Annotated in this window: 12 protein-coding genes; 1 reads left to right on the top strand and 11 read right to left on the bottom strand. The window is 65.7% G+C overall.

From position 1 onward, the window contains the following. Positions 1 to 4 precede the first annotated feature (4 nt). The gene (locus Poly30_RS20100; RefSeq protein WP_419190411.1) at positions 5 to 772 is read left to right on the top strand and encodes an N-formylglutamate amidohydrolase; all 768 of its coding nucleotides are present in this window, start codon (positions 5 to 7) and stop codon (positions 770 to 772) included. On the opposite strand, the gene Poly30_RS20095 is transcribed toward Poly30_RS20100, so the two are convergent. From Poly30_RS20095 to Poly30_RS20045, 11 genes are all read right to left on the bottom strand, one after another. After that, entirely contained in the window at positions 741 to 1,721 is a 981-nt protein-coding gene (locus Poly30_RS20095) for an FAD:protein FMN transferase (protein ID WP_419190410.1), read from the bottom strand. The two genes, Poly30_RS20100 and Poly30_RS20095, sit on opposite strands and share 32 nt — an antisense overlap. A 318-nt stretch (positions 1,722 to 2,039) precedes the next feature. Further along, the gene (nqrF, locus tag Poly30_RS20090; RefSeq protein ID WP_145201435.1) at positions 2,040 to 3,269 is read right to left on the bottom strand and encodes an NADH:ubiquinone reductase (Na(+)-transporting) subunit F; all 1,230 of its coding nucleotides are present in this window, start codon (positions 3,267 to 3,269) and stop codon (positions 2,040 to 2,042) included. Between the two features lie 62 nt (positions 3,270 to 3,331). Beyond that, positions 3,332 to 3,949 (bottom strand): NADH:ubiquinone reductase (Na(+)-transporting) subunit E, encoded by a 618-nt coding sequence (gene nqrE / locus Poly30_RS20085; RefSeq protein ID WP_145201432.1) that lies wholly within the window; start codon positions 3,947 to 3,949, stop codon positions 3,332 to 3,334. Continuing rightward, positions 3,949 to 4,572, bottom strand: coding sequence for an NADH:ubiquinone reductase (Na(+)-transporting) subunit D (locus tag Poly30_RS20080; RefSeq protein WP_145201429.1), 624 nt, complete (start codon positions 4,570 to 4,572; stop codon positions 3,949 to 3,951). Before Poly30_RS20080 ends, nqrE begins: the two co-directional genes overlap by 1 nt. 41 nt (positions 4,573 to 4,613) lie before the next feature. Continuing rightward, positions 4,614 to 5,375 carry a Na(+)-translocating NADH-quinone reductase subunit C gene (locus tag Poly30_RS20075; RefSeq protein ID WP_145201426.1) on the bottom strand — a complete coding sequence of 254 codons (762 nt, stop codon included), beginning with the start codon at positions 5,373 to 5,375 and terminating at the stop codon, positions 4,614 to 4,616. Further along, on the bottom strand, positions 5,362 to 6,597 hold the full coding sequence (locus tag Poly30_RS20070) for an NADH:ubiquinone reductase (Na(+)-transporting) subunit B (protein ID WP_145201423.1): 1,236 nt from the start codon (positions 6,595 to 6,597) through the stop codon (positions 5,362 to 5,364). The genes Poly30_RS20075 and Poly30_RS20070 overlap by 14 nt, the downstream gene beginning before the upstream one ends. A gap of 4 nt (positions 6,598 to 6,601) precedes the next feature. Continuing rightward, positions 6,602 to 7,951 (bottom strand): NADH:ubiquinone reductase (Na(+)-transporting) subunit A, encoded by a 1,350-nt coding sequence (gene nqrA / locus Poly30_RS20065; protein ID WP_145201420.1) that lies wholly within the window; start codon positions 7,949 to 7,951, stop codon positions 6,602 to 6,604. A 337-nt stretch (positions 7,952 to 8,288) separates the two neighbouring features. Continuing rightward, positions 8,289 to 9,698, bottom strand: coding sequence for an amidohydrolase family protein (locus tag Poly30_RS20060; protein WP_145201417.1), 1,410 nt, complete (start codon positions 9,696 to 9,698; stop codon positions 8,289 to 8,291). Then, positions 9,695 to 10,117: an HIT family protein gene (locus Poly30_RS20055; protein ID WP_145201414.1), complete on the bottom strand. Its 423-nt coding sequence runs from the start codon at positions 10,115 to 10,117 to the stop codon at positions 9,695 to 9,697. Before Poly30_RS20055 ends, Poly30_RS20060 begins: the two co-directional genes overlap by 4 nt. 48 nt (positions 10,118 to 10,165) lie before the next feature. Then, the gene (locus tag Poly30_RS20050) at positions 10,166 to 10,519 is read right to left on the bottom strand and encodes a hypothetical protein (protein WP_145201411.1); all 354 of its coding nucleotides are present in this window, start codon (positions 10,517 to 10,519) and stop codon (positions 10,166 to 10,168) included. A gap of 156 nt (positions 10,520 to 10,675) precedes the next feature. Beyond that, positions 10,676 to 11,656, bottom strand: a complete 981-nt coding sequence (locus Poly30_RS20045) for a hypothetical protein (protein ID WP_145201408.1) — start codon at positions 11,654 to 11,656, stop codon at positions 10,676 to 10,678. Between the last annotated feature and the right edge of the window lie 12 nt (positions 11,657 to 11,668).

Here is an 11,668-nt window from a genome sequence, read left to right as displayed (position 1 = left end):
TTCCGTGGGATCGAATCCTTCCGCCGGCCCTCCGCCGGTCCTGGCCAGAGCGCCGGCCATCGTGGTGTCCTGCGAGCACGCGGGCCGTGAGATTCCGGAGGCGTTCTCGGACGTCTTCACGGTGCCGGAGCCGATCCTGGATTCGCACAGGGGGATCGATTTCGGCTCGCTCGACTACGGGAAGGCCCTCGGTTCCGCCCTGGGCGTGGAGCCGATCGTCCAGCCGGTGACGCGGCTCCTCGTGGATACGAACCGTTCGGCGGACCACCCCGAGCGGCTGTCCGAGTTCAGCCGTGCGATGCCTGTTGATCGTCAGCGGGAGGCGATCGAGCTCTTCTGGAAGCCGCACCGCGACCGCGTCCTGGCTGCCGCCGAGGCCCCGATCGCGGAGGGACGGCCGGTCCTCCATTTTGCGGCTCACTCGTTCACGCCGGTCTTCCACGGGGTCGTTCGCGACGTCGATGTTGGCCTTCTCTTCGACCCGGCCCGGCCGAGGGAGCGGGCCTTCGCCGAGCGTCTCCAGCACGCGCTCCAGTCGAGGCGCCCGGACCTCAGGACTCGCTGGAACGAGCCCTACCTCGGCACGTCGGACTGCATCGCGCTCGTCCTGCGTGAGCGCTACCCCGACGATCTCTACGCAGGGATCGAACTGGAGATATCCCAAGCCTTCGCCCAGGACCACTCCGACGCGGGCCGAGCTTTCTGGACCACACTCCAGGCCGATTTCACGGCCGCGGTCCTCACTTCCCTTGGCCGGGAATCGGAGGCATGACGAGCGCCTCCATCCCCGGGGTCATGGTGACGGCGAGGGTCGTTTTCTCGCCCTCGCGAACCCGGGTCAGCAAGTAGCCTTCGACGCCAGCCTCGGATTCCAGAAGCGCAAGCGCCCTGTCGGGCCCCAGCACGAGCGCTGCGGTCGCCAGGGCATCCGCCCGCGCGCAAGAATCGGCGACCACGGTGACGGAAGCGAGGTCGTGATCGATCGGCTGCCCCGTCCTCGGATCGATGGCGTGCGCGACGATCCGACCCTCGACCTTGCGAACGTTGCGATAATCGCCGCTGGTCGCCACCGCGCTGCCCGTCAGGGAGAGCCGGGCAAAAGGCGGCCGTGGCGCAAAGTTCATGGGGGAGAGGGGATCCGCACCTTCGGGCAGCAGGGGATCGTCGATCCCGACGCGCCACATCTCGCCGGAGGTGTTCTTGCCGCGAAGGACCATCTCGCCGCCGCACTCGAGCAAGAAGTGGGAAGCGCCGGCCTGGACCAAAGCCGCCGCCGCGAGATCGACCGCATACCCCTTGGCGACGGCCGAAAGATCCACCTCGATGCCGTCCCGAGCCTTCACCAGAGCCCCGTCGCGGACCTCGACCCCGCCCCACCCCACGAGGCCCAGCGCCGCCTGAATCTCCTCCGGGGAGGGATCCTCGACGTCGTCGTAGGAGCCAAACCCCCAAACCTCGACGAGCGGCCGAACGGTAGGGTCAAAAGCCCCACCGGTGACTTCGACGAGGGGGCCACAAAGCGCCATGACGTCGAGGGTGAGCTGGCCAACCGCCACCTCGTCTCCGGCCCCAGCACGATTGAACCGACTGAGATCGCTCCCTTCCTTCCAGGTGCTCATGGCGAGATCCACCGCGTCGAGCCGTCCTTGAATCAGCCCCCCAAGCCCCTTTCCAGACGTCCCGCGAGGCACCTCAACCACCGCCGACCAGGAAGTGCCCATGCACTTCCCACCCAGGGAGACAAACCCAGAGGTCTCCACCTCGCTGGAACAGGACGAAGCCAGGACAAGACCAGCAGCAACGAAGAATCGATTCATGACAGGGCCAACGGACGGACAGAGGCGAGGACAGACAATCGACCCATGGACGAAGAGCGGGACGCGCCGGGGTGAAGCCAAAAAAGAACGGCCAGCCCCCAGGCAGGAGCCAGCCGACATGGGCACAAGCCGCAAGGCCCGAGACCCCCCACGGCACATCCGCGTCAGCGGATGTCCCATGAATATCTGAGGTGGGTAGAGGTGCCCCCCCTGGGGGTACCTCTATCCACCGAAGTCGTCGAGGTCGATCATCTCCGGATCGACGCCGAGGTCATCGAGCATCTTGAGAACGGCCTGGTTCATCATCGGCGGACCGCAGAGGTAGTACTCACACTCCTCGGGCGCCGGGTGCTTCGACAGGTACTCCGCAAGAACGACCTGGTGGATGAAGCCGGTGTAGCCCTCCCAGTTGTCCTCGGGCTGCGGCTCCGAGAGCGCGACGTGCCACTGGAAGTTGTCGTTCTCCTTGGCGAGACGATCGAAGTCCTCGACGTAGAACATCTCGCGGAGCGAACGGGCGCCGTACCAGTAGGACATCTTCCGGTCCGTCTTCTCGGTCTCCAGCATCCGCATGATGTGGCTCCGCAGCGGCGCCATGCCAGCGCCACCGCCGATGAAGATCATCTCGCGGTCCGTCTTCTTGATGTGGAACTCGCCGAACGGGCCCGAGACGGTCACCTTGTCCCCGGGCTTCTGCGCGAAGATGTAGCTGCTGCCCTTACCCGGCGGAACGTCGGGCATGCGCGGCGGCGGCGACGCGATCCGGACGTTGAGCATGACGATGTCGTCCCCCTCGGCCGGGTAGTTGGCCATGGAATAGGCGCGCTCGACCATCTCGTCCGTCTTGGAGCGGAACTGCCAGAGGTTGAACTTGTCCCAGTCGCCGCGGTACTCGGTCTCCACGTCGAAGTCCTTGTACTGGATGTCGTGGGGCGGGATCTCGATCTGGATGTAGTCGCCCGACGTGAAGTCGATCTTCTCGCCCTTCGGCAGGCGGACCTTGAACTCCTTGATGAAGGTGGCGACGTTGCCGTTCGAGACGACCTCGCACTCCCACTTCTTCACGGAGAAGACCGAGTCCGGCACGCGGATCCGCATGTCGTTCTTCACCTTGACCTGGCAGGACAGGCGGCAGCCTTCCTTGGCCATGCCGCGGGTGATGTGACCTTCCTCGGTGGGGAGGAGGTCGCCGCCGCCTTCGCTGATGGTCACGAGGCACTGGGCGCAGGTGCCACCGCCGCCGCAGGCCGACGGAATGAAGATCTTGCGATCGGCGAGCGTCGCGAGGAGCGTACCGCCAGCCTTCGCCTCGATCGGGTTGCTCTCGTCCCCGTTGACGATGATCTTGACGGCACCGCTGGAGACCAGCTGGGACCGCGCGATCAAAAGGATGCTGACGATGAAGAGCGCAACCAGGGTGAATGCGCCGACGCCTAGGAAGAATGTAGACATGGTTGTTGGTAGCTAGTGATGGCTGAACCGAAGCCTGTCGGAGGACATCGGCTCGGCTCTCCCTAGAGCTGAATCCCCCCGAAAATCATGAAACCCATGGCCATCAGACCGGCGACCATGAAGGTGAGCCCGAGGCCGCGGAGGCCTGGCGGGACGTTGCTGTACTTGAGCTTTTCGCGGATCGCGGCCAGAGCGATGATCGCAAGCCAAAATCCGACGCCAGAACCAAAACCGAACACAGCGGACTCGACGACGTCGTACTCGCGCTCGACCATGAAGAGCGACGATCCCAGGATCGCACAGTTCACGGCGATGAGCGGGAGGAACACGCCGAGCGCCGTGTAGAGCGCGGGCGCGAACTTGTCGATCGCCATCTCGACGACCTGGACGGTCGCTGCGATGGTCGCGATGAAGGTCATGAACCCGAGGAAGGAGAGGTCGTACTTCGACGCGGCCTCTTCGCCCATGGCCCAGGCGAGTGCGCCCTCCTTGAGGACGTAGTTCTGGATGAACGCGTTCAGCGGCGTCGTCACCGTGAGAACGAAGACGACCGCGAGTCCGAGGCCCATGGCGGTGTCTACCTTCTTCGAGACGGCCAGGAACGAGCACATCCCCAGGAAGAACGCGAGGGCGATGTTCTCGACGAAGATCGCCTTCAGCGCGAGGTTGATGAGATCCACTACTCGGCCTCCTGAAGGGTCGGGGTGAGGGAGCGCTGGACCCAGATCAGGAACCCGATCAGGAAGAACGCGCCGGGGGCGAGAACCATGAGGCCGTTGGGGACGTACCAGCCGCCGTCACGGACGCTGGCGAAGACCGTGTAGCCGAGCACCTTGCCCGAGCCGAGAAGCTCGCGGAAGAGCGCCACGTAGATCAGCACGACGCTGTAGCCCATCGCGTTGGCGAAGCCGTCGATCGCGGACTTGCCCGGCGGGTTGCCCATGGCGAAGGCCTCGGCCCTGCCCATGACGATGCAGTTGGTGATGATGAGGCCGACGTAGACCGAGAGGCCCTTGGAGACGTCGAACAGGAACGCCTTCAGGATCTGGTCCGCCACGATCACCAGCGAGGCGATGATGGCGAGCTGGGCGATGATGCGGATGCTGCCGGGGATCTTGTTCCGCAGCATCGAGATGATGGCGTTCGAGCAGATGAGCACGAACGTCACGGCGGCGCTCATCACGAGCGCGGTCTCCAGCTTGGTCGTCACCGCGAGGGCAGAGCAGATCCCGAGCACCTGGAGGGTGATCGGGTTCTTCTCGGCCAGCGGGTCGAGCAGGATCGATTTGGTTTTCTTATCCATGATGGAAGTGGGGGCGGAGCGAACTCCGTGGCCCCTGCGAATCAGTTGCCTTGGATCCTTTGGAGGTACGGGCCGTAGCCGGCGGGACCGAGCCAGAGCTTGATGGTGGCGTCGACGCCCTTCGTGGTAATCGTGGCGCCCGAGAGCCCGTCGACCTGGTAGTCGGGGTTTCGCGGTGCGTTCGCCTTGACGACGCCGAGCTCGACGTCACCTTCCGCGTCGTAGATGGCGCGGTCGATCCAGCTCGCCTGCCACGCCTTGTTGTCGATCTCACCGCCGAGGCCCGGCGTCTCGCCGTGGCTGTAGAAGGTGATGCCGACGACGCCGGAGAGGTCGCGCTTGATGGAGAGGTAGCCGTACATGGTCGACCAGAGGCCCTTGCCGTGGATCGGGAGCACGATGGACTCCGAGCCGGGCTTGGTGACCTCGAAGACCTCGAGCTGGTCGGGGAGGCGTGCGATCTGAGCGCCCTTGAAGGCCTCGGGCGTCTCCTCGGACGTCTCGGGGTCCTTCGCCATGCGAATGGGATCCACGTCCTCGACCGAAACGTCGATGTACTCGCCGGTCTTTCGATCGATAACGCGGGGCTGGATGTCCTTGAAGATCTCGTCGACGCGCTCCTGGGTCAGCGCCTCGCCCGGTGCGGCCAGGCCGGCCACCGTCACGACCTGACGCTGCTGGTCGAGGACCTTGTTTGCGTCCTGACGTGCGCCCAGGGAGACGGCGAAGAAGGAAACGAGCGCCGAGCAAACGACGCAGATGCCCACGGCGAAGCCGATGACGTACTTGTTACTGAAGTCCAAGGCGCACCTCCCGACGGCGAATGTTCGCCTTCATTACGTAGTGGTCGATGAGCGGGGCAAACACGTTCATGAAGATGATCGCGAGCATGATTCCCGCGGGGTAGGCGGGGTTGAGCACCCGGACGAGAACGGTCAGCGCGCCGACCATGAAGCCGTAGATCCACCGACCCGTGTTGGTCTGGGCGGCGGAGACGGGGTCGGTGGCCATGAAGATGGAGCCGAAGGCGAAGGAGCCGATGACGAAGTGCCAGTGGGGCGGAAGCGTCATGTAGTGGCTGGCGGCGCCGGCTTCGGCGGCCGGAGCGAAGGCGTTCAGGAGCAGGGTGAAGAGCACCATGCCGAGACCGCAGCTGAGCATGATGCGCCAGCTGCCGACCTTGCTGAAGATCAGGACCGCGGCGCCGATGAGGCACATCGCGGTCGAGGTCTCGCCCATGGAGCCGGGGATCCAGCCCATGAACGCGTCGAACCAGGAGATACCGAGTTCGTTCGCCTGGGCCATCGCGTCGGTGGCCGCGCCGTTGGACGCGAAGTAGCCCAGCGGCGTCGCGCCGGTCGCACCGTCGATCCACGCGCCCTCGGTGCCCGCGGGCACGCCTGCGCCTGAGATCCACACGCGGTCACCGGAGATCTCCACCGGGTAGGCGAAGTACAGGAAGATCCGCGCCGTCAGCGCCGGGTTGAGGATGTTCATCCCCGTGCCGCCGAAGATCTCCTTGCCGATGATCACGCCGAACGCGATGCCGATGCCGACCTGCCAGAGCGGAATGTCCGGCGGCAGGGTCAGCGGGAACAAGAGGGACGTGACGAGGAAGCCCTCGTTGATCTCGTGCTTGCGGATGATCGAGAAGATCGCCTCGATCGTGCCACCGACCGCGATCGTGACCGCGTAGACCGGCAGGAACTTCAGCGCTCCGTAGAAGAGCATCGAGAGGATGTTCGGGTCCAGCGGCGCGGCGTTCCAGTCCACCGTCGCGCGGTAGTGCTGGAATCCGACGTTCCACATGCCGAACAGCGTCGCCGGGATGAGCGCGATGACCACCATGATCATCATGCGCTTCAGGTCGATGCCATCACGGATGTGGGGACCCGAGGCGGTCTTGTGCCCCGGCGTGTAGAGGAAGGTGTCCGCGGCCTCGTAGGCGGGGTACAGCTTCTCGAGCTTTCCGCCCTTGTGGAAGAGCGGCTCGACCTTGTCGAGCGTGTTGCGTAGGAACTTCATGTGGCTAGCCTTCCTTCTCGATGGTGGTCAGCATGTCACGGAGCATGTCGGTGATCGGGACTTTGGACGGGTCGACGAACTGACAGAGCGCGAGGTCTTCCTCGGCGAGCTCCAGGACGCCGAGCTTCTCGGCGCTCTCCATGTCGTTGGAGGCCAGTGCCTTGATGAGCTGGGTCGCGAGGACGTCGAGCGGCATCACGGACTCGTACTGACCGATCGGAACGATGGCGCGGAGGCTGCCGTTCGTGTCGGTGTCGTACTTGAAGGTCTTGCGGAAGAACTTGTCGAAGACCGTGTTGGTCTGGGTGTAGCGACCGCTGATGGGGAGGGCCCAGCCGATGAGGTCGCGCTGGACGTCGTCCTCGAGGACGGTGATCTGCTGGTTCCAGCGGCCGAGGTAGTTCGAGTGGTTGTCCTCGGCGGCCTTCTTGCCCCAGAGGGGCGAACCGTTGACGAGGCGCGTCACCTTGGCCGTAGACGCGTCCTTGCAGAGCTGCGTCAGATCGGCCCCGGGGCGCGTTCGAACGAGCTGCGGCGTCTTGGCGGCCGGGCCGGTGATGGCGACGACGCGCTCGGTGGGGCGCTTGCCGCTCCGGAGCAGCTGGCCGATATCCGCCACGTCCTGGATTCCGGCGTACCAGACCGGGCGGTTCGCGCCGGCCGGGCAGAGCTTGTGGATCGCGAAGCCGGCGGTGCCCACCGGGTGGGGGCCTTCCATGTGGTGCACGAGAACGCCGTCTTCGCAGAACTTGCCCCACTGCACGCCCTTCTTGACGCACACGTGGACCTTGCCCTTCGTGAGCTTCGCGAGCGCCGTGAGGCCCGCGTCGATGTCCTGGTCGCGACCTTCGACCACCTTCGTGAGGTCGGGCGCGAGGGGGCTCGAGTCGTAGGCCATCACGACGATGCCCGCGGGCTCGTCGGTGGTCTGCGCGACCTTGTCGAAGGGGCGACGACGCAGCGAGGGCCAGAGGCCCGAGCCGATCAGCGCGTTCTTGATGTCCTCGGCCGAGGAGCGGTCGACGTCCATCGGCTCGAAGGGCTCGGCCTCCTTGAAGCCGCTCACTTCGATCTCGATCGCGAGCACCGCGCGGCGCAGGCCGCGATACACGTGGGAGACCTTGCCTGCGGCGGGGGAGGCGTAGACGACGTTCTCGTCGCGGCGGTCCGCGAAGAGGGGCGTTCCGACGCGGACCTCGTCACCTTCCTGGGCGAGGAGGCGCACCTTGGCGCCCCAGCACTCCTGGGGCAGGAGAGCAACGCGGGTCACATCGAGTCGACTGACGATTTCCGAGGTGCTGACGGCACCGTGGATCGGGAGATCGAGACCTCGCTTGGCTTTGATCGTGGCCATGGACTGAAGGAGTTCGTTCCGAGAGTCGGGTCCCCTGTCGGAGCCCCGGAGTGGGGAGCCCCTGGGGGGGCCTCGGGAGTGGGCGACCGAAGGTCAGGTGGCCCAGTGGAGAGCAGCATGTGAGAGCCGCCGGACGCCCCAGGCGCGGGTTCGTACGCGCGCGTCGGGCAGACGGCTTTCCGCTCTAAATTTGGGGAAGATTCTATCCGGGGACGAGCGCGGCAAGCGACGACGACCCCGGTGTTTCACGGGAACAATCGACGGATTCTCCGCAGCGCTCAACATCCCCGAGGCAGATCGGGGTGAGCGACTATCTTCGATCGGGCTTCCCCGGCGGTTACCGGAAGATGATTCGCTGGCCGTTTCGCTCGCCGACGAGCTGGCCGCCCTGGTAAGCGACCCGCCCGTGGAGGACCGTCGCGGTCGGCCAGCCCGCCAGATCGACGTCGGCGAACGGCGTGTGTCCGGCGCGGCTGTGGAAGGGGCGCTCGCCGATCGTACCCCGGGCGCTCGGATCGACGAGCACCGCGTGACCGAGGGCGCCCGGTGCCAGGGGGCCACGATCACGCGCTCCGTAGACCCGACTCGGCCCCTGAACGCAGAGTCGCACGATGTCCTCGTGACGCAGCCAGCCGTCCCGAACCGCCGTCAGAAGCAGGGGTAACGTCGTCTGCACGCCTGCGATGCCCGACGAACTCGCCGGAAACGGCTTGGCCTTGTCCTCCAGGGTGTGCGGCGCGTGGTCCGACCCGATGCAGGCGGCGGTGCCGTCGGCGGCGGCCTCGCGCAGCACTTCCTGGTGCGCGCGGTCGCGCACCGGCGGGTTCATCTGGGCCCAGGTCCCGTGGGGCCCTTCGTAGCAGTCGGGCGCCGTGAGAAACAGGTGGTTCGGCGTCAGCTCGACCGTGACGAGTTCACCGAGGTCGCGCTCGCGAACCAGCCGGATCTCATCGGCGGTGGACACATGGAGGATATGGATCGGCCTGCCGGTGAGTTCAGCCAGGTCCAGCAGCCGGGTCGTGGCCTGGACCGCGCACGCCACGTCGCGGACGTGCGGGTGCTCCCGGACGTGGGTCCCTTCCTTGACGGCCGCGTAGCGCTCCTTGAGCCGGTCATCGTCCTCGCTGTGGAACGTGACGCGCCGCTTGCCCGATCGCAGGATCCTCTCCAGCGTCGGATTGTCCGGAACCAGCAGCGAGCCCGTCGACGAGCCCATGAAGACCTTGATCCCGGCGCAGCCGGGCATGTCCTCCCACTCGCCGATCTGGTCCGCGTTCTCGTGGGTCCCGCCGAGGAAGAAGGCGTAGTCCGAGACCGCGCTCGCGGCCGCACGCTCCAGCTTCTCCTCCAGGCGTTCCGGGCTGTCGGTGTTCGGGTTGGTGTTCGGCATCTCCATGAAGCCGGTCACCCCGCCCGCCAGCGCCGCCAGCGACCCCGAGCCCAGGTCTTCCTTCAGCGGCATCCCGGGCTCGCGGAAGTGAACCTGGGGATCCGTCAGCCCGGGGAAGACGAGTTGACCTGCGGCATCGAGCCGCTCCAGTCCCCCGGCCAGCCCCCCGGCCCCGCGCGCTGCCTCCTCGGCCGCGCGCAGACGAGCGCTCCCCAGGAGCCCAGGCCGAACCTCGGTGACCCGGCCGTGCTCGATGAGCACGTCAGCCTCGCTGACACCCTCCGCCCCGACGACGCGCCCGCCGTGGATCAGGATCGAGCCGCCCGAGCCGGCACCTTGCTTCCCTTGCCCGCTCATGCCTGGTCCTCCGCGAGCGCCGTCCGCAGCCGCTCGGCCATCTCGGCCGGATCAGGTACCCCGTCGATGGGTTCCCAGTGAATCCCGAGCCCGACGGTCTGGCTCGGCCGAGGGATGATGTGGAAGTGAACGTGAAAAACCGCCTGGTGGGCGGTCCTTCCGTTGTTCTGCAGCACGTTGTAGTCGTCGGTCCCGGTCACGCGGCAAACCGCGCGAGCGATCCGAGGAAGCACCCGCCCCAGCTCGGCGGCCGCCTCGTCAGAAAGCTCGTGCAGCTTCGCCTTCCGCTCCTTGGGGATGACGAGGGTGTGTCCGGCGCTGATGGGCGAGATGTCCATGAACGCCAGGACGTGGTCATTCTCGAAGACGCGGTGGCAGGGGATGTCGCCGTCGAGGATCCTGTCGAAGATCGTGCTCATGGGAGCACGATAACGGATCCTCCTGCTGGCGACCCGGTCCGACCGAGGTCAAAGGTACATCTCGCAGAACCACGACTTCGCGATGACGTTCGGGGAGCCCGTGTAGGGCGGCGCGCAGAGCTCCGCATGGAACGCGGCGGCGAATCCATGGGGAACGCCGACCGGAACCGGAACCTGAAGGCAGGCTGACTCGTAGGGAAGGCGATCGACCGTTCCGAGTGGGATGGGCGGCAAGTTCGCGAAGGTGACAAAGAAGTTCACCCTGCCGGGCATCGACGCGGCGCCCGTTGCCTTTCCCCAGCCAGTCGCCTGGAGCCAGAGACTGTCGACGTGTTCGGGTGCACCTGTTTGATCTGCCGTCTGGTCGACCAGGGGCGTCGCCCGTACGACGCTCAGTCCCATGATCTGGTCGGCCTCAGCCGGGCGATCCGTGGCATAGCCGCGGAGCCCACTCAGAGTGCCGGCGTGCGGGTCGAAGCCGCAGCCTCCGGTGATGTCGTCGTTGTCACCCAGGCCGAGCTTCTTGGTGACCTGCAGCGTAGGCGTGCCGGCCGTGAGTTATACAGGTGGATTGGGCCCACCAATGGTGTAGATCATCAGCTGGCTCGGCGCGCCCAGCGTTTCCCTGCTCGTGGAGTAGATGATCGTGTTGGTCAGGGGGCACACGGCGAGCATATCCACGTCGAAGTCATTGACGCTCTCTTCGACGTAACCGTTCCAGAAGAGATCTGATGCAGGAACGAACTCCTCGGGTGCGGACCATGCACCAGCGGTGGCTGTGGCATTTTCATTCCATTCGAGCCGATAGATCGTGCCTGCGTGCGGGGGGAGCGACGGCGCTGCCGTCGTGCCTGGATGCCTTGCGAACGCGACGGTGCTGTTGGAGTTCGCCCACTCCCGGGTCACGGAGAAGAAGAATTCGTTCGTCGTGTAGATGAGAGGGTCGAGGTTGGGGCCTTCGTTGCACGTCATCAGTCCGATCCCGTAATCCATCGCGTTGATGTCATTCGATGACGTCGATGCGTATCCCAGATGATTGCGGCTCGCCTCGAGAACCGTTTTGTCGACGAGTCGCGGGTTGATGCCGATACTCCCGTCGAAGTAGTACGAGAGCACGCTGGCGCCGGTGCGGCTGCCGTACTTGCCCTGCTCTTGCCAGAGGATGCTCGGATTCTTGCCCGTGCCACCGTTTTTTACCGTGACGGCCAACGCCAGCCAGTTGAAGTTCGCAAGCCCAACGGCTGGGGTGCCGACCGAATTCGCAGCCGGGATGACGTCGTTGCCGGTCGACATGGCATCGATGGTGGGTGGATTGCTCCCCGGAAAGAGCACGCCGGTCGAGTAGATGGGGTCCGTTGCGGTAAGAGTGAACGGGCTCTGCCAGGCCTGAGGGGGAGAAGTGGCCGGTTGGTCACCTGGGCCCTTGAGCCGAACGACGTTGTCACCCCTCTCGACCAGCGCAAAGGGCCAAGCGGAGAACTTTCCTCGGGCGACGGTAGGTTCCATCGGCTCCTGCTGCGCTGCGAGCGAAAGAGACACGGTGACTCCGAA

This window comes from Saltatorellus ferox, from assembly GCA_007751475.1.
In the GTDB taxonomy this organism is placed as follows: domain Bacteria; phylum Planctomycetota; class UBA1135; order UBA1135.
This window is presented reverse-complemented; position numbering and strand designations above follow the sequence as displayed.